This window comes from Kosakonia sp. CCTCC M2018092, from assembly GCF_003864115.1.
Classification (GTDB): Bacteria; Pseudomonadota; Gammaproteobacteria; order Enterobacterales; family Enterobacteriaceae; genus Kosakonia; species Kosakonia cowanii.
This window is the reverse complement of record NZ_CP034225.1, coordinates 913,842-938,694: the sequence shown is the minus strand read 5'-3', so window position 1 is coordinate 938,694 and position 24,853 is coordinate 913,842. Positions and strand designations below refer to the sequence as shown.

At 57.4% G+C, this 24,853-nt stretch carries 24 protein-coding genes; 17 read left to right on the top strand and 7 right to left on the bottom strand.

The annotated features are described in order from the left end of the window. Nucleotides 1-21: 21 nt before the first annotated feature. Nucleotides 22-507 carry a formate hydrogenlyase regulator HycA gene (gene hycA, locus EH164_RS04360; protein ID WP_124967420.1) on the bottom strand — a complete coding sequence of 162 codons (486 nt, stop codon included), beginning with the start codon at nucleotides 505-507 and terminating at the stop codon, nucleotides 22-24. 197 nt (nucleotides 508-704) lie between these two features. Here hycA and hypA point away from each other — a divergent pair, with 197 nt between their 5' ends. From hypA to flhA, 6 genes are read left to right on the top strand one after another with little or no spacing between them, the layout of a single operon-like run. Next, nucleotides 705-1,052: a hydrogenase maturation nickel metallochaperone HypA gene (hypA, locus tag EH164_RS04355; protein ID WP_023480549.1), complete on the top strand. Its 348-nt coding sequence runs from the start codon at nucleotides 705-707 to the stop codon at nucleotides 1,050-1,052. A 3-nt stretch (nucleotides 1,053-1,055) separates the two neighbouring features. Further along, nucleotides 1,056-1,928 (top strand): hydrogenase nickel incorporation protein HypB, encoded by an 873-nt coding sequence (gene hypB, locus EH164_RS04350; RefSeq protein WP_124967419.1) that lies wholly within the window; start codon nucleotides 1,056-1,058, stop codon nucleotides 1,926-1,928. Beyond that, on the top strand, nucleotides 1,919-2,191 hold the full coding sequence (locus EH164_RS04345) for a HypC/HybG/HupF family hydrogenase formation chaperone (RefSeq protein WP_124967418.1): 273 nt from the start codon (nucleotides 1,919-1,921) through the stop codon (nucleotides 2,189-2,191). The genes hypB and EH164_RS04345 overlap by 10 nt, the downstream gene beginning before the upstream one ends. Then, nucleotides 2,191-3,312 carry a hydrogenase formation protein HypD gene (hypD, locus tag EH164_RS04340; RefSeq protein WP_124967417.1) on the top strand — a complete coding sequence of 374 codons (1,122 nt, stop codon included), beginning with the start codon at nucleotides 2,191-2,193 and terminating at the stop codon, nucleotides 3,310-3,312. The genes EH164_RS04345 and hypD overlap by 1 nt, the downstream gene beginning before the upstream one ends. Further along, nucleotides 3,309-4,319, top strand: a complete 1,011-nt coding sequence (gene hypE, locus EH164_RS04335) for a hydrogenase expression/formation protein HypE (RefSeq protein ID WP_124967416.1) — start codon at nucleotides 3,309-3,311, stop codon at nucleotides 4,317-4,319. Before hypD ends, hypE begins: the two co-directional genes overlap by 4 nt. A 43-nt stretch (nucleotides 4,320-4,362) precedes the next feature. Beyond that, the gene (gene flhA, locus EH164_RS04330; protein WP_124967415.1) at nucleotides 4,363-6,444 is read left to right on the top strand and encodes a formate hydrogenlyase transcriptional activator FlhA; all 2,082 of its coding nucleotides are present in this window, start codon (nucleotides 4,363-4,365) and stop codon (nucleotides 6,442-6,444) included. Nucleotides 6,445-6,952: 508 nt separating this feature from the next. On the opposite strand, the gene EH164_RS04325 is transcribed toward flhA, so the two are convergent. Together EH164_RS04325 and EH164_RS04320 are read right to left on the bottom strand one after the other, a co-directional pair. Then, nucleotides 6,953-7,294: a nitrous oxide-stimulated promoter family protein gene (locus EH164_RS04325; RefSeq protein ID WP_124967414.1), complete on the bottom strand. Its 342-nt coding sequence runs from the start codon at nucleotides 7,292-7,294 to the stop codon at nucleotides 6,953-6,955. Nucleotides 7,295-7,366: 72 nt separating this feature from the next. Then, complete coding sequence (locus tag EH164_RS04320) at nucleotides 7,367-7,969, bottom strand: TetR/AcrR family transcriptional regulator (RefSeq protein WP_124967413.1); 603 nt, start codon at nucleotides 7,967-7,969, stop codon at nucleotides 7,367-7,369. A gap of 111 nt (nucleotides 7,970-8,080) precedes the next feature. Between EH164_RS04320 and EH164_RS04315 the strand changes: the two genes are divergently transcribed. The 3 genes from EH164_RS04315 (at nucleotide 8,081) to EH164_RS04305 (ending at nucleotide 11,398) form a co-directional block, all read left to right on the top strand. Continuing rightward, the gene (locus EH164_RS04315) at nucleotides 8,081-8,674 is read left to right on the top strand and encodes an NAD(P)H-dependent oxidoreductase (RefSeq protein ID WP_124967412.1); all 594 of its coding nucleotides are present in this window, start codon (nucleotides 8,081-8,083) and stop codon (nucleotides 8,672-8,674) included. A gap of 489 nt (nucleotides 8,675-9,163) precedes the next feature. After that, the gene (gene chbR / locus EH164_RS04310) at nucleotides 9,164-10,009 is read left to right on the top strand and encodes a transcriptional regulator ChbR (protein WP_124967411.1); all 846 of its coding nucleotides are present in this window, start codon (nucleotides 9,164-9,166) and stop codon (nucleotides 10,007-10,009) included. Nucleotides 10,010-10,042: 33 nt separating this feature from the next. Continuing rightward, entirely contained in the window at nucleotides 10,043-11,398 is a 1,356-nt protein-coding gene (locus EH164_RS04305; protein ID WP_124967410.1) for a 6-phospho-beta-glucosidase, read from the top strand. A 55-nt stretch (nucleotides 11,399-11,453) separates the two neighbouring features. Here the strand turns inward: EH164_RS04305 and EH164_RS04300 are convergent, their stop codons facing one another. Next, on the bottom strand, nucleotides 11,454-12,968 hold the full coding sequence (locus EH164_RS04300) for a carbohydrate porin (protein ID WP_124967409.1): 1,515 nt from the start codon (nucleotides 12,966-12,968) through the stop codon (nucleotides 11,454-11,456). A 313-nt stretch (nucleotides 12,969-13,281) separates the two neighbouring features. Here EH164_RS04300 and EH164_RS04295 point away from each other — a divergent pair, with 313 nt between their 5' ends. From EH164_RS04295 to proP, 3 genes are all read left to right on the top strand, one after another. Continuing rightward, nucleotides 13,282-13,479: a hypothetical protein gene (locus EH164_RS04295; RefSeq protein WP_023481113.1), complete on the top strand. Its 198-nt coding sequence runs from the start codon at nucleotides 13,282-13,284 to the stop codon at nucleotides 13,477-13,479. A gap of 2 nt (nucleotides 13,480-13,481) precedes the next feature. Beyond that, a complete protein-coding gene (locus EH164_RS04290) occupies nucleotides 13,482-14,252 on the top strand; it encodes a hypothetical protein (protein ID WP_124967408.1) in 771 nt (256 codons plus the stop codon). A 248-nt stretch (nucleotides 14,253-14,500) separates the two neighbouring features. Continuing rightward, nucleotides 14,501-15,976 (top strand): glycine betaine/L-proline transporter ProP, encoded by a 1,476-nt coding sequence (proP, locus tag EH164_RS04285; RefSeq protein ID WP_124967407.1) that lies wholly within the window; start codon nucleotides 14,501-14,503, stop codon nucleotides 15,974-15,976. On the opposite strand, the gene EH164_RS04280 is transcribed toward proP, so the two are convergent. Next, entirely contained in the window at nucleotides 15,973-16,296 is a 324-nt protein-coding gene (locus EH164_RS04280) for a hypothetical protein (protein WP_034813787.1), read from the bottom strand. The two genes, proP and EH164_RS04280, sit on opposite strands and share 4 nt — an antisense overlap. Before the next feature lie 147 nt (nucleotides 16,297-16,443). Between EH164_RS04280 and EH164_RS04275 the strand changes: the two genes are divergently transcribed. Both EH164_RS04275 and EH164_RS04270 read left to right on the top strand, forming a co-directional pair. Further along, a complete protein-coding gene (locus EH164_RS04275) occupies nucleotides 16,444-17,778 on the top strand; it encodes a sodium:proton antiporter (RefSeq protein WP_124967406.1) in 1,335 nt (444 codons plus the stop codon). Nucleotides 17,779-17,939: 161 nt separating this feature from the next. Continuing rightward, complete coding sequence (locus EH164_RS04270; protein WP_370277251.1) at nucleotides 17,940-18,449, top strand: DUF1349 domain-containing protein; 510 nt, start codon at nucleotides 17,940-17,942, stop codon at nucleotides 18,447-18,449. Nucleotides 18,450-18,491: 42 nt separating this feature from the next. On the opposite strand, the gene EH164_RS04265 is transcribed toward EH164_RS04270, so the two are convergent. Further along, entirely contained in the window at nucleotides 18,492-20,456 is a 1,965-nt protein-coding gene (locus EH164_RS04265; protein WP_124967404.1) for a methyl-accepting chemotaxis protein, read from the bottom strand. A 463-nt stretch (nucleotides 20,457-20,919) separates the two neighbouring features. On the opposite strand from EH164_RS04265, the gene EH164_RS04260 reads away from it, so the two are divergent. The 3 genes from EH164_RS04260 to mmuM all read left to right on the top strand — a co-directional run bounded on the left by EH164_RS04260 (nucleotide 20,920) and on the right by mmuM (nucleotide 24,010). Next, nucleotides 20,920-21,558, top strand: coding sequence for a hypothetical protein (locus EH164_RS04260; RefSeq protein ID WP_124967403.1), 639 nt, complete (start codon nucleotides 20,920-20,922; stop codon nucleotides 21,556-21,558). A gap of 120 nt (nucleotides 21,559-21,678) precedes the next feature. Beyond that, nucleotides 21,679-23,085 (top strand): S-methylmethionine permease, encoded by a 1,407-nt coding sequence (gene mmuP, locus EH164_RS04255; protein WP_023481098.1) that lies wholly within the window; start codon nucleotides 21,679-21,681, stop codon nucleotides 23,083-23,085. Next, entirely contained in the window at nucleotides 23,072-24,010 is a 939-nt protein-coding gene (gene mmuM / locus EH164_RS04250) for a homocysteine S-methyltransferase (RefSeq protein WP_124967402.1), read from the top strand. Before mmuP ends, mmuM begins: the two co-directional genes overlap by 14 nt. 17 nt (nucleotides 24,011-24,027) lie before the next feature. Here the strand turns inward: mmuM and EH164_RS04245 are convergent, their stop codons facing one another. Beyond that, on the bottom strand, nucleotides 24,028-24,642 hold the full coding sequence (locus EH164_RS04245; RefSeq protein ID WP_124967401.1) for a hypothetical protein: 615 nt from the start codon (nucleotides 24,640-24,642) through the stop codon (nucleotides 24,028-24,030). Nucleotides 24,643-24,853: the final 211 nt, after the last annotated feature.

Here is a 24,853-nt window from a genome sequence, read left to right as displayed (position 1 = left end):
CGAAACATGTCGCTTTCGGTGTCATCTCGACACCCGTCGACACTCCAGCACCGGCGAGTGCCCGTCGCGGGCAAGTGTGGTGAGGTTGACCGGCGTATCGGCTTCCATTGCGGCATAGAGGTTGTCGTAGACGGCGGCGAGTTTGCCGAGGTAGTGCTCAAGCACCTTTTCGCGATCGCGGACCTCAAACAGACCATCAATTTTCCCGTCGCTGGTGAGTCGCGCTTCGGCGATTAAACGCTTCTCTTCACTGCCTTTATTGGCAATCGCGTACTCAATGGTATGGCCGTTAAAACCGCCGCTCAGGGTGATATAAACCGTGAAGTGATCGAACAGTACGAAGCAGAGCTGCTGCTCCGGCGCACAGCCGATGGTGTGGTGCAAACGCGCTTTGGCGAGCGTAATGCCCTGAACCAGCGTATTGCAGTAACTGCGCCACGCCTCTTGCAGACGGTGGTGCCGTCCGGCGATGTAATCCGCCTTTTCGCTAATTTCCCAAATCGTCATCTCAGCTTACCCGCTTAATTGAAACAACTGCTGATAAGCATCATCCATGCCAGTTTTCAAATAATTGATTTTCAATGCTTTTATAAAAAGAGGAGCGAGTTTCGACGTGTCATCTCGTCATTGTCGTCATCGTCACCCTGACTAAACCGGGAGTGGCACTGTTATTGCATTAGCAGGGGAAATGATAAGGAGGCGTTATGCATGAAATCACGTTGTGCCAGCGCGCACTGGAGGTGATTGAACAACAGGCGGCGGCGAATGGCGCACGCAAGGTCACCGGCGTCTGGCTGAAGGTGGGCGCATTTTCTTGCGTCGAAACGGACGCTTTAACGTTTTGTTTTGATCTGGTCTGCCGCGGCAGCCTGGCGGAAGGTTGTAGACTGCATATCGAACAACAACAGGCCGAGTGCTGGTGTGAGTCCTGCCAGCAGTATGTGACGTTACTCAGTCAGCGTGTACGCCGCTGTCCACAATGCCACAGCGACCAGTTGCAGATCGTCGCCGACGACGGTATGCAAATTCAGCGACTGGAAATTGAGGAGTAAGCAATGTGTACGACATGTGGTTGTCAGGATGGAAACCGCTATATAGAAGGCGATGAACATAACCCCCACTCCGCCTTTCGCAGCGCCCCCTTCGCTCCGGCGACGCGCCCGGCGCTGACCATTACCGGGGTCAAAACCGATGCATTCAGCCCGACTCAGCTTGACGAAGGCGACCTGCATTATGGACACGGCGCAGCGGGAACCCACGCGCCGGGCATCAGCCAGCGGCGGATGCTGGAAGTTGAGATCGACGTGCTGGATAAGAACAACCGCATCGCCGCCCGCAACCGCGCGCGCTTCGCGGCCCGCCAGCAGCTGGTGCTGAACCTGGTCTCCAGCCCCGGCTCCGGCAAAACCACCCTGCTCACGGAAACCCTGCTGCGCCTGAAAAACCGCCTCCCCTGCGCGGTGATTGAGGGCGATCAGCAAACCGTTAACGACGCCGCGCGCATCCGCGCCACCGGCACCCCGGCGATTCAGGTTAATACCGGCAAAGGCTGCCACCTCGACGCGCAGATGATTGCCGATGCCGCGCCGCGTCTCCCGCTGGCTGAGCAGGGCATCCTGTTTATTGAGAACGTCGGCAATCTGGTCTGCCCGGCGAGTTTCGATCTCGGCGAACGGCATAAAGTGGCGGTGCTCTCCGTAACCGAAGGGGAAGATAAGCCGCTCAAATATCCGCATATGTTCGCCGCCGCCTCGTTGATGCTGCTCAACAAAGTCGATCTGCTCCCCTACCTCAACTTCGATGTTGAGCAGTGCATTGCCTACGCCCGGGAGGTGAACCCGGAGATTGAGATCCTGCTGGTTTCCGCCACCAAAGGCGAAGGCATGGACGCGTGGCTTGAGTGGCTGGAGGCGCAACGATGTGCATAGGCGTTCCGGGGCAAATCTGCGCCATTGACGGCCTGCAAGCGAAAGTCGATGTCAGCGGCATCCAGCGTAATGTCGATTTAACGCTGGTTGGCAGTGAAGATGAGCAAGGTCGCTCGCGTATCGGCCAGTGGGTGCTGGTGCACGTCGGCTTTGCCATGAGCATCATCAACGAAGCGGAAGCGCGCGAAACGCTGGTGGCGCTGCAAAACATGTTTGACGTTGAGCCGGATGTCGGCGCGCTGCTCTACGGCGAGGAGGGATAATGCGCTTTGTCGATGAGTACCGCGCCCCGGAGCAGGTGATGCAGCTTATCGCCCGCCTGCGTGAACGCGCTAACGCACTGGCTTACACCGCCGCGCGACCGCTGCGCATTATGGAGGTGTGCGGCGGCCACACCCACGCCATTTTCAAATTTGGCCTCGACCAGCTGCTGCCGGAGAACATTGAGTTTATCCACGGCCCCGGCTGCCCGGTCTGCGTCCTGCCGATGGGACGCATCGACACCTGCGTGGAGATTGCCAGCCACCCGGAGGTGATCTTCTGCACCTTTGGCGACGCGATTCGCGTGCCGGGTAAAAACGGCTCCCTGCTGCAAGCGAAAGCGCGCGGCGCGGATGTGCGCATCGTCTACTCGCCGCTCGATGCGCTGGCGCTGGCGGAGAAAAACCCTCAGCGTAAAGTGGTCTTTTTTGGCCTCGGCTTCGAAACCACCATGCCCGCTACCGCTATCACGTTACAGCAGGCGAAAGCGCGCGATATCAACAACTTCTGGTTCTTCTGCCAGCACATCACGCTGATCCCGACCCTGCGCAGCCTGCTTGAGCAGCCCGATAACGGCATCGACGCCTTTCTCGCGCCCGGCCACGTCAGCATGGTGATTGGTACCGACGCCTATACCTTTATCGCCGATGAGTTTCAGCGCCCGCTGGTGGTCGCCGGTTTTGAACCGCTCGACCTGTTACAGGGCGTGCTGATGCTGGTCGAGCAGAAAGTTGCGGCGCGAAGCGAGGTGGAGAACCAGTACCGCCGCGTAGTGCCGGATGAGGGCAACCGGCGTGCGCAAGAGGCGATTGCCGAGGTGTTCACCGTGCGCGGCGACAGCGAGTGGCGCGGGCTGGGGATGATTGGCGAATCGGGCGTGCATCTGACTGCTCCCTATCAGCGTTTTGACGCCGAAGCCCATTTCCAGCCGGCGGTGCAGCAGGTGTATGACGACCCGCGCGCCCGCTGCGGCGACGTGCTGACCGGGCGCTGCAAACCGCACCACTGCCCGCTGTTTGGCAACACCTGTAATCCACAAAGCGCCTTTGGCGCGCTGATGGTCTCCTCCGAAGGAGCCTGCGCCGCCTGGTATCACTATCGTGCTCAGGAGTGTGAAGTATGAATGAGGTTCAGATGGCGCACGGCAGCGGCGGCCAGGCGATGCAGCAGCTAATCGGCGAACTTTTTATGCAGGCCTTCGCCAACCCCTGGCTGGCGGAGCAGGAGGATCAGGCGCGCCTCGATCTCACGGCGCTGGCGGCGGGCGGTGACCGGCTTGCCTTCTCGACCGACAGTTATGTGATTGACCCGCTGATTTTCCCCGGCGGCGATATTGGCAAGCTCGCCGTCTGCGGTACCGCCAATGATGTGGCGGTCAGCGGTGCGATCCCGCGCTACCTCTCATGCGGCTTTATCCTCGAAGAGGGGCTGTCGATGGCAATCCTAAAACAGGTGGTGGAGAGCATGGCGGCGACTGCCCGCAACGCCGGGATCGCCATTGTCACCGGCGATACCAAAGTGGTGCAGCGCGGCGCGGCGGATAAACTATTTATTAATACCGCCGGTATAGGCGCGATCCCCGCCACTATTCACTGGGCGGCGGCCTCGTTACAGCCGGGCGATGTGCTGCTGGCGAGCGGCACGCTGGGCGACCACGGCGCGACCATCCTTAACCTGCGTGAAGGGCTGGGGCTGGACGGTGAGTTAAGCAGCGACTGCGCGGTGTTGACGCCGTTAATTGAAACGCTGCGCGATCTGCCCGGCGTCAAAGCCCTGCGCGACGCGACGCGCGGCGGCGTCAACGCGGTGGTGCACGAGTTTGCCGCCGCCTGCGGGTATGGCATTGAATTACAAGAGAGCAAATTGCCGATTAACCCGGCGGTGCGCGGCGTCTGTGAACTGCTGGGGCTGGATGCGCTTAACTTCGCCAATGAAGGCAAACTGGTGATCGCCGTCGCGCGCGACAGCGCCGAACTGGCGCTCAGCCGCTTACGCGCCCACCCTTCAGGTAAAGATGCGGCGATGATTGGTGAAGTCGTCGAACAACAGGGCGTGCGATTAGCCGGGCTTTACGGCGTAAAACGCCTGTTAGATCTCCCCCATGCGGAGCCGTTACCGCGGATCTGCTAGTTGTTATTTTTCACACCAGTTGGTGTGTTTCTGGATGAGCAAAATGTCGTATACACCGATGAGCGATCTCGGACAGCAAGGGCTTTTCGATATCACGCGGATTTTATTACAGCAGCCGAACGTGGCGGCGCTCAGCGAAACGCTGGCGCAACTGGCACGACAGGCGGGGCTGGCGCAGGGCGCGGCGATTGTGCTGTGGCATGCAGATAGCCACCGGGCGAGCCGCTACAGTGTACAGACACCGGAAAAGGGCGCGGAGTATGGCGATCAGACGCTGCTGGCGAGCGGGCCGGTGCGGCATATTCTCTCGCACCCGCAGGCGCTGCACTGTACGGCGGAGCTGTTTAACGAGACCTGGCCCGCCCTTGCCGCAAGCGGGCTCTACCCACCCTTCGCCCACTACGCGCTGCTGCCGCTGGCGGCAGAGGGGCAGATTTTCGGCGGCTGCGAGTTCTTCCGCTATGACGACCAGCCCTGGAGCGAGCGCGAGCTGGATCGCCTCAATACGCTGACGCAGTTAGTTGCGGTGGTGGCTGAACAGTTGCAGACCCGCGACCGGCGCACGCCGGACTATGCCCTGCTCAGCCAGGAGCGCAACGATTACCGCATTCTGGTCGCCATCACTAACGCTGTGCTCTCGCGGCTGCATATGGATGAGCTGGTGAGCGAAGTCGCCAAAGAGATCCACTACTACTTCGGCATTGACGCCATCAGCCTGGTGCTGCGCGGCAGCCGCAAAGGCAAGCTGACTATCTACTCCACGCACTACCTTGATGAGGCCAACCCGACGCACGAAACCCAGGAGGCGGACGAGGCGGGCACGCTGACGGAGCGCGTGTTTATGAGTAAAGAGATGCTGCTGCTCAATCTGCACGAGCGCGACAAGCTTGCCCCCTATGAGCGGATGCTGTTTGAGACCTGGGGCAACCAGATCCAGACGCTCTGCCTGTTGCCATTAATGTCGGGCAAAAACCTGCTCGGCGTGCTGAAGCTGGCGCAGTGCCAGAAAGAGGTCTTTACCCAGGCGAACCTCAAGCTGCTTCGTCAGATTGCCGAGCGTATCGCCATTGCGGTGGATAACGCGCTGGCCTACCAGGAGATCCATCGCCTGAAGGAGCGGCTGGTGGATGAGAACCTCGCGCTGACCGAGCAGCTTAATAAGGTCGACAGCGAGTTTGGCGAGATCATTGGCCGCAGCGAGGCGATGTCGCGGGTGCTGAAACAGGTGGAGATGGTGGCGCGCAGTAACAGCACGGTGCTGATCCTCGGCGAAACCGGCACCGGCAAGGAGCTGATTGCCCGCGCTATCCACAACCTGAGCGAGCGCAACAGCCGCCGGATGGTGAAGATGAACTGCGCGGCGATGCCGGCCGGGCTTATGGAGAGCGATCTTTTTGGTCATGAGCGCGGTGCGTTTACCGGCGCCAGCGCCCAGCGCATCGGTCGCTTTGAGCTGGCGGATAAGAGTTCGCTGTTTCTTGATGAGGTGGGCGATATGCCGCTCGAGCTGCAACCGAAGCTGCTGCGCGTGTTGCAGGAGCAGGAGTTTGAGCGGCTCGGCAGTAACAAACTGATCCGTACCGATGTGCGGTTGATCGCCGCCACCAATCGCGATCTGAAGAAGATGGTCGCCGATCGCGAGTTTCGCAGCGATCTTTACTACCGCCTGAATGTGTTTCCTATCCAGCTTCCGTCGCTGCGCGAGCGCCCGGAGGATATTCCGCTGCTGGTGAAAGCCTTCACCTTCAAAATCGCCCGCAAGATGGGGCGCAATATCGACAGTATTCCGGCGGAAACCCTGCGAGTGCTGAGCGCGATGGAGTGGCCGGGGAATGTGCGTGAGCTGGAGAATATGATTGAGCGCGCGGTGCTGCTGACGCGCGGCAATGTCTTGCAGCTTTCGATGGCGGAGATCGCCATGCCGCCCATGCCCGCGACGCCGCCCGCCGAGTCGCCGCGCGACGGGGAGGATGAGTATCAGCTGATTGTGCGCGTGTTAAAGGAGACCAACGGCGTGGTCGCCGGGCCAAAAGGCGCCGCGCAACGGTTGGGGCTGAAGCGCACGACGCTGCTCTCACGTATGAAACGGTTGGGGATTGATAAGGATGATTTGTCGGGTGGATAAGGTTCAGGTGCCATCCGGCAACCTTTTTGAACGCCAATGCCGGATGGCGCTTGCGCTTATCCGGCCTACGCCGTTTCAGAAACAGGGTTTTGTAGGCCTGATAAGGCGCAGCCGCCATCAGGCATTATCTCCGCGGCACAATTGCCGGATGGCGCGTTACACGCTTATCCGGCCTACTCCGTTTCAGCAACATGAGTTTCGTAGGCCTGATAAGGCGCAGCCGCCATCAGGCATTCCTTCAGCAACACAGATTTTCCCTTTACATCAAATCTCACAGCGAGGGGGTTGTGTCCCCGCTGAAATCGGCGAACCAAAGCGTGAATGACAAGGTCTGGACGCCATGGATGGCGGACAGAGGCAACCCCATTGCTGTCATATTGCAGATAAATGTCGCAACGATGTCGCTGAAGGCTCGTTTTGGTAGGCCGGATAAGGCGCAGCCGCCATCCGGCAAGGGTGCCGCGGAGATAATGCCGGATGGCGCGTAAACGCTTATCCGGCCTACTTGCTATTTGCGCCGATACTTTTCCGGCAGCTCCGGTACCGGGCGTTTATCGTCGATCAAATGGCGCACCGTCAATATCGGATGCCGCCACAGCATGCGTGGCCCCGCCCAGCGCATTACCTGCTTCATCTCTTCGCGTTTTGCGGGCTGATAACAGTGCACCGGGCACTGCTTGCAGGCCGGTTTCGCCTCGCCAAAGACGCACTTATCAAGCCGCTTCTCCGCGTAGGCGTAGAGATCCGCGTAGTGTGCCGTGCTGCTCACCGCATCCGGGCAGGCGCGCTGATAGAGGGCAATCATCTTCCGGATGGTCAATTTTTCCCGCAGGATGCGTGGTCCAGACATCTTTATCACCAATAATTAAGATGCATTCATAATACAACTTAATATGTCGTGATGGCACCCCGGGTGAGCGTTTTATGCACTCTCGTCGCTCAACGTCGCGCGCACCATGGTAATAATCACCCGTTCCAGCTCCTCTTTCGCCTGCTGTTCGCTAATCGCATCCTGCACTGCCGCCCAGGAGAGCCCTTCGGCAGCGCCGAGCATCGCCCATAACGCGGCGTCGCGCAGAGGCGCACCACAAAACGGCGCAAACAGCGTGCGGCACGTGCCGGTGAAATCCACCGCGTATTCGCGGCGGATCTTCTCCAGCTCCGGCGTTCCTGCCAGCGCCGCCAGCAGGCTCGGCATCTCGCGCCCCTGAAACAGCACGCATTCGATATAGGCTTTCGCGACCACTTCCGCGCGCGGCTGGAGTTCCGCCGCGGTCTGCTCCAGCAGCGCCTCCAGTTTGCGGTTCTGGCGCTGATCGTACTCGCGATAGAGCGCCGCCAGCAGCCCGGAGCGGCTGGTGAAGTGGTCATAGACCACCGGTTTAGTGACGCCCGCGCGTTCGGCTAAATAGCCAAGCGTCAGCGCTTCGGTACCCAACTCATGAATGATCTGCCACGCCACCCCAACCAGCTGTGCGTAGCGCTCTTCCCGCGAGAGCCGCTGGCGTACACGCGTATCGGCCATAATTTGCCTCCTTGACAAGCTTATATACCGTTAGTAACTTACTAATAGTAGGTTACCGATAGTATATAAGCCTACGGTGATTAATCCGTAATGGCAACCGAGGAGAAGAACATGCATGCACTGATCGTAGTCTCTCACCCGCTCGACACCTCATTAACCCACGGCCTGGCGCACGCGGTAGCAGAAGGGATCCGCGAAGAAAACGCGCAGCACAGCGTCGAGATCGCCGATCTGGCGCGCGAGGGGTTTAACCCCTCTTTCACCGCCGCCGATTACAACGCCTTTATGAAGACCGCCCCGCTGCCCGCCGATGTGCAGGCTGAACAGGCGCGGATTGAGAAAGCCGACGCCTTAATACTGGTGTTTCCTATCTACTGGTGGACGATGCCCGCGCAGTTAAAGGGCTGGATTGATCGCGTCTTTGCCAACGGCTGGGCCTACGAAGATAGCGGCACCGGCAAAGTGATTAAGAAGCTGGGGCATCTGCCAGTGCATTTGGTGGCGACAGGAGGCGCAGACACTAAAACGTTTGAAAAACATGGCTATGCGCAATCCTGGAACACGCAAATCCCGCACGGTATTTTTGACTATTGCGGCGCGCCGGTGTTAACCAACGCCACGCTGATGCAGCCCGATCTCGGTTCGCCACAGGCTTGCCTGCAAAAAGCGCGTGAGATCGGCAAAGCTATTTTTGCTGCTGCCTGAGGGACATTTTTTGCCGGAGAGGAGCGTGCGCCCTCTCCGGACTCGCTAAAAAATTACCGAAATTGTGAAGAAGAGCATAGCAATCGGTCAACCAGAGATAATTGTGGCAGATTGCAGAATACCTCCCGCCGATACGCTCCCGTATACTTGTTTTATCTCAGGAAAAAAGTACTAAACGCAAATTTACGGCTCCTGTGAAGATGTACTGACGCCCTTTTGGCAAAAATGGGAATAATTGCCGCGCGCGTTGAGGGTAAAGAAGCATATTACTCTTTCAATATTGCAGGCGAGCCTGTTTGCTTACCGTTAATGATGAGGCAGGTATCCTGCCGCTTCGGTCATTATTGAAGCATTTCAGGAGCTCTGGACGCAGATAAAGAGCGTTCGCGCCAGAAAAAAAGGCAGCGTTCATTAAGCAGGAAAGCGCGCAAAGCGATCGCCAACGCGCTGAAATTTTGACATGTACGAGCAAGTCGTAAGGAGTGAACGATGCAGCCAACGCCAATGATCGGCACACAGGAGATCAAAACCGTCCACGAACAGCAGCTCTTTAAGGGAAAGCCTTTCCATGTGTTTATCTTCAACAAATCGGAGAGCGCCAGCGGGCTGCACCAGCATGATTATTATGAATTTACCCTTGTTCTGACCGGGCGTTACTACCAGGTCATTAACGGTAAACGCGTGCTGCTGGAACGCGGCGACTTTGTCTTTATCCCGCTCGGTTCACACCACCAGAGCGTGTATGAGTACGGTGCCGCGCGGATCCTTAATGTGGGGATCAGCCGCAAATTTTTCGAGCAGTACTATCAATCGCTGCTGCCATTCTGCTTTGTTGCCTCGCAACCTTACCGTACGCACAGCGCATTTTTGACCTATGTTGAAACAGTGATTGCCTCGCTCAATTTTCGCGAGAACGGGCTGGATGAGTTTATCGAAACCGTCACCTTTTATGTGCTCAATCGCCTGCGCCACTACCGCGAAGAGCAGGTGATGGAGGATATTCCGCACTGGCTGAGAAGCACCGTTGAAGCGATGCACGATAAGCGCCAGTTCAGCGACAATGCGCTGGAGAATATGGTGCGGTTGTCCTGCAAATCGCAGGAGTACCTTACCCGCGCGACCCGGCGCTTTTACGACAAAACGCCGATGCAGATCATCAATGAGATCCGCATCGACTTTGCGAAAAAGCAGCTCGAGATGACCAACTACTCGGTGGCCGATATCGCCTGGGAGTCGGGCTACAGCAGCCCAAGCCTGTTTATTAAAACATTCAAAAAAATGACGTCCTTTACACCCAACAGTTATCGCAAGCGGTTGACGGAAATCACGCAGTAACGCCCGCTGGCGCGACCCTCCACAGGAGAGAGCATGAATCCGAAACTGAAAGTCGTCACTATCGGCGGGGGTAGCAGCTACACGCCGGAACTCCTCGAGGGGTTTATCAAGCGCTACCACGAACTGCCGATTACGGAGTGGTGGCTGGTTGACGTCGAGGAGGGAAGAGAGAAGCAGGAGATTATTTTCCGGCTCTGCCAGCGGATGGTGGCAAAAGCGGGCATTCCGCTGAAGGTGTACCAAACGCTGGATCGCCGCGAGGCGCTACAGGACGCGGATTTTGTAACCACCCAGCTGCGCGTTGGCCAGCTGAAAGCGCGCGAGCTGGATGAGCGCATTCCCTTAAGCCACGGCTATCTTGGTCAGGAGACCAACGGCGCAGGCGGCTTGTTTAAAGGGCTGCGCACCATTCCGGTCATTTTCGATATTCTGCGCGACGTGGAGGAGATCTGCCCGAACGCCTGGGTGATTAACTTTACCAACCCGGCGGGCATGGTGACCGAAGCGGTCTGTCGCCATACCGACTTCAGGAAATTTATCGGGGTCTGCAATATTCCTGTCGGCATGAAGATGTTTGTCCGCGATGTGCTGGCGCTGGAGGCGAGTGATGAGATCGCGCTCGACCTTTTCGGCCTCAACCATATGGTGTTTCTCAGCGATGTACAGGTGAACGGCGTGTCGCGCTTCGCGGAGCTGCTCGACGGCGTCGCCAGCGGAAAGTTGCAGCCATCGTCGGTGAAAAACATCTTCGAGCTGCCGTTTAGCGAAGGGTTGATTCGCGCCCTCAACCTGCTGCCCTGCTCCTACCTGCTCTACTACTTTAAGCAGAAAGAGATGCTGGCGATTGAGCTTGGCGAATATTACAAAGGCGGCGCGCGGGCGCAGGTGGTACAGCAGATCGAAAAAGGGCTGTTTGAGCTCTATAAAGATCCCAACCTTGATGTGAAACCGCAGGCGCTGGAGCAGCGCGGCGGTGCCTGGTACTCAGATGCGGCCTGCGAAGTGATTAACGCCATCTATAACGATAAGCAGACCGAGCACTATGTGAATATTCCCCATCACGGCCATATCGACAATATTCCGCCGGAGTGGGCGGTTGAGATGACCTGCCTGATTGGACGCGAAGGAGCAACGCCGCATCCGCGCGTCACCCACTTTGATGACAAGGTGCTGGGGCTAATCCACACCATCAAAGGCTTTGAGATCGCCGCCAGCCGGGCAGCCCTGAGCGGCAAGTTTAACGATGTGCTTTTGGCGCTTAACCTCAGCCCGCTGGTGCACTCCGATGGTGACGCCGAGGTGCTGGCGCGCGAGATGTTGCTGGCCCATGAGAAGTGGCTGCCGAACTTCGCCGCTACCCTTGCGCGCATCAGAGATCAGCAAGCTTGATACCGGGGGCGTTTGGCAGCAATAGTGCGGCGCATTTCTGTGCCGCATTGGTGACTTACCACCACACCTCAGCCTGGGCGCCGACGGTGAACTGCTCCCGCCGCTCGTCACCGAAGCGGAACTGGCTGATGCCGTTCTCCAGCGCGCGGATCCAGCTGGCGTAAAAACGCAGCTCCGGTCGCGACGTTAGCAGGCTGGTATCCACTTTCAGCGCGTGATAGAGCGTGGTTTTAACCCCCTTTTCACGGTAATCCTCGTCCTGCTGGCGGTTGGTTTGTTTAAACCACGCCAGCTCGACGCCCGTCTGGTTATGTTTATCCCAGATCCACGCCGGGCGCATCACCGCCCGGTAGCTGCGAAAATCCGTATGCGCGCCGGTGTCATAACTGTAGATATCCTGCCCGGCGGCGTAGACCAGCGCGTGCGCCAGCACGATCTGCGATGAGGGGTAAAATTCGCCCTGCGAGATGGCGCGTACCGCGTGCCCGTAGGTGTGTTCACCATAATAGTTATCACGGTAGCCGTAGGTTGCTCCCGAGTTGGAGATAAGCGCAAAGCCGCTCGCCAGCGCGTTATCCGCCGCCTGCAGCGTGAACTCCTCAAACCCGCCCGCGCTAAAGCTCTGTCGCAGGATCGCGCCCGCTAACCACGCATCTTTAATGCTGTAGTACTGCCCCGCTTTTTCACCCGCCCGGTAGGTGGCAGATTTATTTGCCAGCGAGTAGCGGCCAAACAGCTCCAGCGTGGCGCGATCCCACAGCGGCAGGGCGTTATAGCGAAGATCGACAGTGTGGGTGTTGACCTGAAGGGTGTTGTGGCTGGCAGGGTAATTCACCGCATGGGCGTCAAGATCCTGGCGCACCAGCGCAACATTGAACTTGCCCGCGCCGAGCGCCCAGTTTTCCATGCCGATCCCGGCACCGCTGTCAGTCTGGTGGCTTTTCCAGTCCAGCATCTGAATTTCATACTTCGGCAGGTTGTGTTTACCGACCCAGAGATCCGCTTCCGGCGCAAAGGGCAGGAAACCGCGCGCCGTGAGGTAGATATCGGAGAATTGCAGGAGATTTTCAGAGTGTTTGTCGAACCACGCGGTGCCGTACTGCGCGCCGACGTTGCCATCTAACTGCACAACGGCATGCGCCGACTTTCCCCCTTCCTCATAGACCCGCTGCGAGAAGGTTAAATCGAACCATGATGAGTACTCATTGCCAAAACGCCCCAGCGAGCCGATGGCGTACTCTTTTGGCGAGCCGTTACCGGCCGCACCCCAGCCAGAACGCAGATAGCCGTGCCAGGCAAAACCGATATCCTCTTTAACGAACTCGCTGATCTCTTTCAGCGTATAAGGGGATTTTTCTGCCGCGTCGGCCTGCGGCTGTGCGGTCGATTTTGCCCCACTATCGTCCCTTGCTCTGACCTGTTCCAGCTCCGCTTTTGCCTGCGCCAGCTCCGTCATATTGCGTTGTAATGCCATTTCCAGTTGGCTCAGTCGCTCCTCAACCGTTAATTTTTGTGCAGAGGCGTGGGCACAGGCTGCTGTAATTAGCAGTGCGAGTAATGATTTATTCATAATAATCAGTCCATTTATTAATATATAAACGCGCTGAATAAAGATTCCCTTTAATTTAATTTGCGCGTCTTACCCTGAATGTGTGAAATATAAGAAAGTTAACAAATACAGAAAGATAAGATTATTGACAAACAAGGGAAATAACCCGAAAAACGCCTCCTTAACAACTATTATTGAGCGGGTAATAGTCATTCAGGATGTTTCAACATGTCTATAAAGATAAATTCAATTTTAGATCTCTCTCGCACAGAATTTTCTCGGAAATTTCACACATTCATGAAATGGTTTCTATACTCTCTGCGGAGGTTTATTAATGAGAAAATTACTTCGTTCTTTATTTGCCAGCCCTGACAAGCTGTTACAGGTGATGAGTCACAGTGAAATCCAGGATTCGATTGAAGATGGTGAGCGCATTGTGGTCGATGCTGACGGCAACGCCTCGGTGAATATCCACTGCAAAAGGGTACAGGAAGATTTTAGAGAGCACGTTGATGCATTGAAGAGGGCTTAGGGATGGGTACAGCGATATTCATGGTTTTGATGGTTTGCGGCTACTGGTACACCTCGCACGACCTCTCGACACGCTTTAAATTTAAACGCAGCTTCGGCTGGGACGTCTACTTTCTGGTGGCGCTCTACGGCTGCGTCTTCGTCCTGCAGGGGATTATCGCCACCGCCGTCGTGTGGCTCTGCCTGCTCGCCACTTCGGCGGTGATGAATACTTTTCCCGCCACGTTTGGCCCGGAAGAGCACCATCTGCATATGACGTTTATGAACTGGACCTTCCTCGGCATCCAGGCACCGGTAGTGATTATGCTCTCCTTTGCGGTGCTGTTTTGCCTGTGGCATTCGAACTGGTCCAGCAGCGCACGCCTCGATATCCCTGGCCGCCGCGAGTTGTATAAACACCTCTCGCGCGCTAACGGCATTGAAGGGTTGATCTACCAGTGCATGGAGCGCGGCGATCTGGCATGGATCACCCTGAAATCTCAGCGTATCTACATCGGCATGATCCATACCGCCACCTTTGATGTCGGCGATGCTAACAACATTGTGCTCATCCCGATGCTGAGCGGCTACCGCAACCATGAGACGCTGGATCTGCGGGTCGAGCATAACTACAGCGCCTGGTATGACGACCATAATATCGATCTCGCCTCGGAGCCAATGTCGGCGCTCGATTTCCGCAAGGTGCTGCTGCTGTCGCAGGTGGAGAGTTTATCGCTGTTCCACCCCTCGCAGGTGATGGCGATGGGCATCAACAAACTGAAGTCCACGGAGTGAACAGAGGCTAAGGGATTAGCTTGTTCCGCTACTTTTACTCACGGCACGTTAATATTCAGCTTTTCAGTATAAAAGTAGCGAATTTCGCCAAAAATTTGCCTCATCCATAAATTTTAATTATGGTGTGCCCCTGCCGCAAACGTCGGCAATCTGCTTTTTCTTGCATCTTATAGCTTTCATTTCCCTCCATTTGAGCACTACGGCTGCGAAAGCTATAAGGTCGCACCACCAGCACTCATGGGGAGTTTATGAGCAACGGAACGACTTTACCGCACCAGACGAATTCGGCCGCAACGGCCAGTGAACTGACCGTCGAAGACATCACGGTCATCGACAATAAACTGCTGAAACGCGCCGTCGGTGCCGCCGCACTGGGCAACACGATGGAGTGGTTCGACTTCGGCGTTTACAGCTATCTGGCAGTGATTATCGGCCAGGTCTTCTTTCCCGGTGCCAGCAGCACCGCACAGCTGATTGCCTCTTTCGGCACCTTCGCCGCTGCCTTCCTGGTCCGTCCGATTGGCGGTATGGTCTTCGGCCCGCTCGGTGACCGCTTTGGCCGCCAGAAGATCCTCGCCCTGACGATGATCATGATGTCGATTGGTACTTTCTGTATCGGCCTGATCCCCGATTACGACAGCATCGGTATTGCCGCACCGATCCTGCTGCTGGTGGCGCGCCTGGTTCAGGGCTTCTCGACCGGCGGTGAGTATGGCGGCGCAGCCACCTTTATCGCCGAGTACTCCACCGATAAGCGCCGTGGATTTATGGGCAGCTTCCTCGAGTTCGGCACCCTCGGCGGCTATTTGATGGGTGCCAGCCTGGTGACGATTATGATTGCCGTGCTGCCAACCGAGGCGATGCACAGCTGGGGCTGGCGTATTCCCTTCTTCCTCGCCGCGCCGCTCGGCCTGTTTGGCCTCTATATCCGCCTGAAGCTGGAAGAGACCCCGGCCTTTAAAGAGCATATGGATAAGCAGGATGCGCTGGAGCACAGCAAACCGACACTAACTCTGTTGCAGATGCTGCACAAATACCGCAAACAGATGCTGCAATGCATTGGCCTGGTGCTGGTGTTTAACGTCTCGAACTATATGCTCACGTCGTATATGCCGAGCTACCTGACCAGCGTGCTGGGCATGAGCGAGCTGACCGGCCTGCTGCTGGTAATGGTGATCATGTTTGTGATGATGCCGCTGACGCTGGCGTGGGGACACTGGACCGACCGTCTCGGCCGTCGTCCGGTGATCGCTTTCGGCGCGCTGGGGCTGGTGCTGCTGGCGATCCCGAGTTTTATGCTGATTGGCTCTGGAAATATGTGGGCGGTCTTCGGCGGGCTGGTGATTCTGGGCGTGCTGCACACCTGCTTTAGCGGCACCATGCCAGCCACGCTGCCAGCGCTGTTTATCACCGATATTCGCTACAGCGCGCTGGCGATTGGCTTTAACCTCTCGGTTTCGCTGTTTGGCGGCACCACGCCGCTGGTCACCGCCTGGCTGGTTGATACCACCCACAATGTGATGATGCCCGCTTACTACATGATGGGCGCCGGGCTGATTGGCGCGCTGACCGTGCTGACGCTGCGCGAAACGGCGCGTAAACCGCTGAGCGGCTCATCGCCTGCGGTCGCCACCCGCGCAGAAGCGCATAAGCTGATTGATAAGTTACGCAAGCAGCGCGCGGCGAAACGCCTGAAAACGCAGGCAGCGCACGAGCCCGGCTAAGCCCAGTCTTCGATAGCGCTGTCCAGAGGCCGGAGCGGTGGCGCGATCCGGCCTATCTCCTCTTCAATATTGAACTCCGTCAGATCTTCGGCGGTTGCCAGCAGATAGGTGTGCCCTTCGGGCGATAGCCATTCGGTAATGAAGTACTGCTCTTTACGCGATAGCTCGACCTTCTTCTGCCCGCTTCGGTCAAAGAACTGCCCGAAGCGCTCATCATGCTTCGAGAGATTAAGCCCCATCGCCGGGTAGACGCCACGCCACACCTCGCCGTGGTGTTTACCGCCCAGCACAAGATACTCCTGCATGATCTTCTTGCTCATTTATCACCCCCGTTACGCCCGTTTTTTTTAAGCGTAGCTAATGCTCAACCCTTGCACTATTCGCGCCGTCTGGCCTGGTGCAGACCTTTTTCAGCAACTATACCTTTTGGGGTGCAATGTTTAGCTTGCGGCCTGATGTGGAGGAGTATGAGTTATTTGATGTGGATGGCCGCAACCGGCGGCCTGTTACTGTTGATGTCATTATCCTACGGCTGGATAAGCCGCGTGCCGATCCCGGTGTTTGGTTTGTATCTGGTGGTTGGCATTATCTGCGGCCCGTGGGAGATGGGCGTTCTTAATATCGATATTGAAGCGAATGCCGAGCTTATTCGCCGCGTGAGCGAAATCGCGATGGCGGCCTCGCTGTTTATTACCGGCCTGAAAATCCGCCTGCCGCTCACCTCCCCCTACTGGAAGATGGGCATTAAGCTGGCGCTGCCCGCTATGCTTTTGACCATCGGCGGGATTATGGTCGCCGCCCACTATCTGCTCGATCTGGCCTGGCCGCTCTCGCTGGCGCTTGGCGCGATCCTCGCCCCCACCGATCCGGTGCTGGCAAGCCTGGTGGCGATCAACGACGCGCGCGATGATGACCAGTTGCGCATTGCGCTCTCCAGCGAGGCGGGGCTTAACGACGGCACCGCGCTCCCCTTCCTGATGCTGGCGCTAATCTGGTACAAAGCCGGTGGCATACCGTCCGGCGAGGAGCTGCTGCACTGGCTGAGCATCGATCTGCTGTGGGCACTGGTCGGCGGGCTGCTGATTGGCTTCTTTATGGGGCGCTTAATTGGCCTTATCGCTACCCGTTCACGCCATAAACAGGGCGAGGTCGCACCGAGCGACTTTATCGCTCTGGCGCTGATCTGCCTGAGCTTTGCGCTGGCCCAGTCCGTCGATGCCTCCGGTTTTCTCGCCGCCTTTGCTGCCGGGATTGGTCTGCGCAGCGCCGAAGTGAGCGTGCAGAAGCGCCACGGCGATCCCGAAGAGGAGGAGGATGTGCCAGCAGAGATGCAGGTTAACCCGCACCTGCGCCATGCTCTGGAGGAGCAGAACCCGATTAAATCCGTCGGGCTGGTGATTGGCGATGCCCTCTCTTTTGGCGATACCGTTGAGCGATTGCTGGCGGCGCTGCTGGTGATTGTCCTTGGCGTCACCCTCTCGCATCACTGGGATGCGCACGCGCTCGGGCTGGCCTTTGTGCTGTTTCTGGTGATCCGCCCGCTGTCGGTCTTTATCGTCACCCTGCGCTCCGGCACGACATGGTTTCACCGCGCGAGCCTTGGCTGGCTGGGTATCCGCGGTATCGGCAGCCTCAACTATATTGCCTATGCCTATGTCCACGGCTTGCAGGGGGCAGACGCTAATCTCGTCGCCCATATTGCCATCACCATCGTGACGCTGAGCGTGCTGCTCCACGGCATTTCGGTGACGCCGCTGTTAACGGTGCGCAGTAAAAGACTGGCGCGCAAAGCGAAACGTTAAGCATCGCGCGGCAATCGCTGCAAAAGCGTGGCAGAGTGGCCGCGGTTTTCCTGTAAACATTGATGAGGTTGCCTGTGACACCGATTGAGAGCTTCACGTCAGAAAAAGGTTTGTGGATCAATAAACCGGCCCACGTTTCGCAGACCGATGAGCAGTTGCTAATGCGCACCGGGGCGAACACCGATTTTTGGGTCAAAACCTGGTACGGCTTTGAGCGCCACTCAGGCCATGCCTTTGGTTTTATGCTGGAGGGGGAGTTTACCCTTGAAGTGAAGATCGCGGCGGCGTTTGAACAGCTCTACGATCAGGCAGGGGTTTTTATTGAAGCATCGGAAACGCAGTGGGTGAAAAGCGGCATTGAGTATAACGATGGCGCGCCCGCTATTGGCTGTGTGGTAACGCAGGGGCAATCTGACTGGTCAACCGGCGTTTTCCCCGGCGATGCGCGTGAGTTCTGGATGCGCGCGACCCTTGAGAAGCAGGCATTACGCCTGCAATACTCCCCCGACGGTAAAACGTGGCCGCTGCTGCGGCTGTTTCCGTGGCAGGACAGCGGCCAGCGCTTTGTTGGTGTCATGTGCTGCTCGCCGGAACGAGAGGGGCTGGATGTGCGCTTCGAACAGCTTCGCATCACCCGCCCGCTCGGCAAAGCATTGCATGATTTAAGCTGACCCCAGACGGCCTGCGCCGCCGGAGGTCTGCAACTCAACGCCTTAACGACCCGTCGAGAGGGTTTGCAGCACTTTCAACTGGGCAACCGCTTCCTGCATCGCATCCATCCCGGCGGTCAGGGTGCGCAGGTTGCTCAGCTGTTTAGCAATGTTTTCCCGCTCCTGGCGCGTCTGCTGGCTCATCTCGGCGATGGTATTAGCAGCAAGAATGCTGCGCTCCGCCATATCGGTTGCGGTCTCCACCGTATTGCTGGCGACTTCACGGATATGGGAGATGGTGTTGACCGCGTCGCTGATATTGCTCGCCGTCGCTTCCGCCTGCTCTTTTGAGGAGTGCGCCAGGCGGCGAACTTCCCCTGCTACCACCGCAAAACCGCGCCCCGCATCGCCCGCGCGCGCCGCTTCTACCGCCGCGTTGAGCGCAAGGATGTTGGTCTGGAAGGCGATGTTACTGATGCCGTGGGTGATCACGCCGATGCCGTTGGAGATCTGCTCCAGCGAATCCAGCCCTTCGCCAAGACGCCCCTGCGCCCGCTGGCTTTCGGTGGCGATATCGCTGATGCCGCGAATGCTGCTTTCTGCCATCACCAGCGCTTCGCTCTGGCTCTGGGTGGCGGCTTCCAGCGCCGGCAACGCCTGCACAATCGGCGCCAGCTCCTGCTGATAACTCACCACGCGATCCAGCACGCGGGTCTGGATGCTGTTCAGCGCTTCCCAACGGCGCAGTGCGCGCTGGGCATAGTGCGCGGCATACCCGGCGTACTCCACCGGAAACTGGGTCATCGCTTTCACGTCATGGTTAAAGAACACCAGCGCGGAGAGGGTCTGGTTAATTGGCACGCCGAGGATTTCGCCAAAGCTGGAGAAGCCCGCCGCCGGAATGCCTTTAAAGAAGTGGGCATCGTGCAGCTGGTCGCTGTTGCCCATACGCCGCAAAATACAGTCATTCATCATGATGGCGGCAGGCTTGCCTTTGCCGGTGATAAAGGTTTGCCAGTCGCGCAGCGTCGCCTGTTTAAAGTCGGTCTCCTGCATCAGGAACAGCCGGTCGCCAAACTCCAGATCGCAGAAGAAGTGCACCATGCCGTGCTCGATTTTCGCCACCGAGCGGATAAAGTACTCGTCGCCCACTTTCACGCCGAAGGTCAGCCCTTTCAGGCGCTCGCTCAGCTGCGACTCTTTGCATTTCAGATGTTCGGCCAGCGCCTCGGTAAAGGCCTTCTGCTGCCCCTGGCGGTCAAAGACCGATGTTACCGTGCGGGCAATCGGGTCGGCGTCGGCAATCAACCAACTCTGATCCAGCGGGGTGAAGTTCTGGCTCTTGAAGGGCGAGAAGGATTTGCCTTCTGCCATGCGACAGAAAACGACAACCGCTTTGCCTTGTAAGACGCGGTCGCCAACGCCAATCCACGTGCCGTCAAAGGTTGCGCGTCCGCCTGCGGAGCCGCCAATCGCCAGGCACGGAAAGAGTCCGCTGTTATACCAGGCCTGCATGAAGAAACCTTCCGAGGCGGAGAGCCCGTCGCAGTAAATCATCGCGAAAGTGCGCTCAGCGGAGAGCGCCATGCGCGGTTTAATAGTGTTTAATTCGCGCTGAATGGCGCTAATACGCTGCGAAGCAGTCTGGGTGTCGTGCAGATGGAGATCGACAATGTGCGTCTCGTGCTCGGCGATAAGGCTATCCGGCAGCAGCAGGAAACTCCCCTCCTGCCCGTCGCCCGCGCAGTAGGTTGTCTGGCGACCGCTGGCGCTCAGTGCGCCGTTTGATGAGAGGGTAATCACCGTCAGATCGGCAGAAGTGAAACGCTGCCACGCCTGGCTGACCCGGTGGAAATCCGCTTCGGGCGGAACGAAGGTCAATAAAATGCCGGATGAGCGTGCGCTAAGACCCGCAGCCGAAAGGGAGGTCGGCAAATCCCGGCAGTCGAAAATGCCGTTAGCAGGTTGAGAGCCACCCGCCAGACGGGAACCCAACAAACCGCGATACAGTGATCTTACGAAAGCCATAGTACTGTTTTCCTTAAAATAAAAATTTGCGCCTGAAAATGCGCTTGCAGAGATTGTTAAAGGAGGGCTAAAAGCAGATCCGTTCGCGATCAGAACTCGTTAAATAAAGATAATTGCGCCCCTGCATGATTGAGGGTGACGCTAAGACGTTATCGTCAATTTGCGCTAAAGCTTCACTAATCACTGCAATAGATAAAAGTATCCCGCACAAAATAGTTTACGAGTGAAGCAGATAGCGATTAATTAATTTCAGGTCTTTTTTTCAACAGGTATTTAACGGCAGGGGTTATTCCCGCACGGCCAGGAATATAACCCTCGTTTATTATAAGCCTATCAACTCCCCTGTAAGTTGATTCTTATGCCACCCATTTTCAGTGGGTATTCATTGCGGTTGTTTACTTCCCCCGGTTAAGCAGCCAGGATGTGCGCCTTGCTTTTTCTATCACTTATATAAGGATTAATCGTGTACTACGATTACAACGGTAACAGCCATCTCAATGAGTTTGAGCGCGACGAGGCTAACCGCAGATTAGCGGCGCAAAACCCCCATGCCGCAGCAGCAGGCCCGGCGGCGGTAAGTGTAGTCATGATTGTATTAATTGCCGCTTTTTCGCTTTTCGCACTGCTCTTTTTTGCCGCTAAAGCCTTTCTTACGCGCGGTGCGCCGAAATTATGGCCAGGCTCTGCCGCGCGTGCGCTGAAATTATTTCTGCTGTATGAGTTTATTTTTTATCTTTTCAATATGCTGGCCTCCTGGTGGTATGCGTTTATTAATAATCTTTCGGCCCCGCTGCCTGTTCCGCATATCTTCTCCTGGATCTCCTCCGCGCAGTTCTGGCTTTATCAGCAGATAAATACCCAATTGCTCTACTCAATTAATCTGGGGCAATTAGCGCTGCACTATCTGACCTTGCTGTGCATAAACACGCTGTCGATAATTATTTGGCTGTTATTAGCTAAAACGCTGGCAACCCATCTGCCCCATCTGAAGTGGTTCCGCTTTACGGATGCCACTGGCCAGCGCATCGACTGGCTGCGGGTGATGAAAGTCCATATGCTCACCTCTCTGCTCTTCTGGAGCGTGGTCTACTTTTTTAGCTAACCCCGGCCAGAGAGTGCGCAGTTAACCGCCCCTGCCCGCTGCGAGACTGGCTTTTTATTAACAATCACGTTATAAACCCTGAACGCAGATGTTTAGACGTCCATACGTTTAGAGGGTTGTATGCAAAATCAGCAGGATCAGGCGCAGGGGCAGCTTAAGCGCACCATGAAGACCCGCCACTTAATTATGCTGTCGCTGGGCGGCGTGATTGGTACCGGGTTGTTCTTTAATACCGGCTATATCATCTCCACTACCGGCGCGGCCGGCACGCTGCTGGCCTATCTGATTGGCGCGCTGGTGGTCTGGCTGGTGATGCAGTGTCTCGGCGAACTCTCCGTAGCAATGCCGGTGACCGGCGCGTTTCATGTTTATGCCGCGCGCTATCTCGGCCCGGCAACCGGCTATACCGTCGCCTGGCTCTACTGGCTTACCTGGACCGTGGCGTTGGGCTCAAGCTTTACCGCCGCCGGGTTCTGCATGCAGTACTGGTTCCCGCATGTTCCGGTCTGGATATGGTGCGTCATCTTCTGCGTGGCGATTTTCGCCCTTAACGTGGTTTCAACGCGCTTTTTCGCCGAGGGCGAGTTCTGGTTCTCGCTGGTAAAAGTGATCACCATCATTGCCTTTATCCTGCTTGGCGGCGCGGCGATCTTTGGCTTTATCCCGATGCAGGATGGCTCCGCCGCTCCCGGTCTTGCCAACATCACCGCCGAAGGGTGGTTCCCGCACGGCGGCCTGCCGATTTTGATGACCATGGTGGCGGTGAACTTTGCCTTCTCCGGCACCGAGCTGATTGGTATTGCCGCAGGTGAGACGCAGAACCCGCAGCAGGTGATCCCGGTCGCTATTCGCGCCACTATCGTGCGTTTAATCCTCTTTTTTATCGGCACCGTGTTTGTGCTGGCGGCGCTGATCCCGATGCAGCAGGCAGGCGTGGAGAAGAGCCCCTTCGTGGTGGTGTTTGAGAAGATTGGCATTCCTTATGCCGCCGATATTTTTAACTTTGTCATCCTGACGGCGATCCTCTCGGCGGCTAACTCGGGACTCTATGCGTCCGGGCGCATGCTGTGGTCGCTCTCGAATGAGAAGACGCTGCCGCGCTGCTTTATGCGCGTGACGAAAAACGGCGTGCCGCTGACGGCGCTCTCCGTCTCTATGCTGGGTGGAGTGCTGGCGCTGCTTTCAAGCGTTATCGCGCCGGATACGGTGTTTGTCGCGCTGTCGGCGATTTCCGGTTTTGCCGTGGTTGCCGTGTGGCTCAGCATCTGCGCGGCGCACTTTGTCTTTCGCCGCCGCCATTTGCAGTCCGGCAAGTCCCTTGCGGATCTGCACTACCGCGCGCCGTGGTATCCGCTGGTGCCGATCGCCGGTTTTCTGCTCTGCCTGCTGGCGTGTGTCGGCCTGGCGTTCGATCCCGATCAGCGCATTGCGCTCTACTGCGGGCTGCCGTTTGTGGCCCTGTGCTATGGTGCTTACTGGCTGACCCATCATGAAAAAGCGAAGGAGAGTGAACATGTCGCGCCCTAATCCCCTGACCGCGCTGCTCGAGAAGCAGCCCTTTATTGTGCTCGATGGCGCGATGGCAACGGAGCTTGAAGCGCGCGGCTGTAACCTTGCGGATAATCTCTGGTCTGCGAAAGTGCTGATGGACGCGCCGGAACTGATCCGCGATGTGCATCTCGACTATTTTCGCGCCGGTGCGCAGATAGCGATTACCGCCAGCTACCAGGCGACGCCACTCGGCTTTGCCGCACGCGGTCTGGATGAGGCGCAGTCGCGAGCGCTGATCGGCAGAAGCGTTGAGCTGGCGCAGGCGGCACGGGATGCCGCGCTGGCGGAAAACCCGCAGGCCGGGCCGCTACTGGTGGCAGGTTCCGTGGGGCCGTATGGCGCTTATCTGGCGGATGGGTCGGAGTATCGCGGCGATTATCAGCGCACCGCTGAGGAGTTTACTGATTTTCATCGCCCGCGCATCGAGGCGCTGTTAGCGGCGGGTGCCGATCTACTGGCCTGTGAAACGCTTCCCTCATTTGCTGAGATAAAAGCCCTCGCCGCGCTGTTGCAGGCCTGGCCTGACGCGCGGGCGTGGTTCTCTTTTACCCTGCGTGACGCGCACCATTTAAGCGACGGCACCCCGCTTGCGGAAGTGGTGAAAGTGGTGGAAGCGACGCCGCAGATTGTTGCACTTGGCATTAACTGCATCGCACTTGCTAACACCAATGATGCGCTGGAGCATCTGCACAGCCTGAGCGCGCTGCCGTTGGTGGTCTACCCTAATTCGGGCGAAACCTACGACGCGGTAAGCAAAAGCTGGCATGCGCATGGTGCTGCCTGCGACACGCTGGCCGGGCATCTGCCCGCGTGGCTGGCCTCTGGCGCAAAACTGATTGGCGGCTGCTGTCGCACTACGCCTGCGGATATTGCCGCCCTGCACCACTGCTGCACAAAATAGTCAACCGCCTGCGGCGGCTAGCGTGAACGCCAGCGTTGGTGCCCCCAGCTCAGCGCGCCGTTAACGACAATCCTGCCGCCGCAGGCCGGATAGCCCGGCGGATCGACCGCGACGTTGCGCATTGAAGGAAAGATATCGAAACGCTGAAATATGGCCGCCAGCCGTTGATGCTCTGGGTTCAGTTCCGGCAGCGAAAACCACACCAGTTCGCCAAGGGAACGCTCAAGCCACTCTTCAACTTCCCCCTCTTCGCTGACGGGATTGTTCAGCGCCGGGCTTTGCGCCATCGTCTGGAGTCGCGCATAGTGACCGATGCGCCAGCCGCAGAACTCCAGCGTTTCGCCAGCGTAATAGAGCTCGTCGACATATTCGCTCTCGTCGCTGCTTAAGGTCTCCGCTTGCGCCTCGGTCAGGCTATCTAATAAGAAGCGCGCGGCAAGCATCGGCAAGTGATGCACCACCAGCCCCGGATGCTCGCCACTCCCCCCGCCCAACACCAGGTTTTGCGGTGTGGCACTGAAGTCATACGCTCCCCAGCCGCCGTCGCCCTCAATGGTTTCCAGCGGGTGGTAGATCGGCAGATAGCCAAGGGTGCCGATTATTTCGTGATCAAAGCCATCGATGTAGCTCATACAGATCCTTGTGCAGTTGTAGGCATACATGAACATTAAGTTTATCAGGGTTTATATACACTTGGGTTATGTCGGGCAAGCACAGCGGTCGACAAGATAAGGGGAAGACCAGGCAAAAAAAAGCCGCTCCTTGGGGAGGGAACGGCAAATACACATCACGGTCAAAAAGAGACCATACATCATTCAGTTTCTATAAGTTTTACAGAGTAAC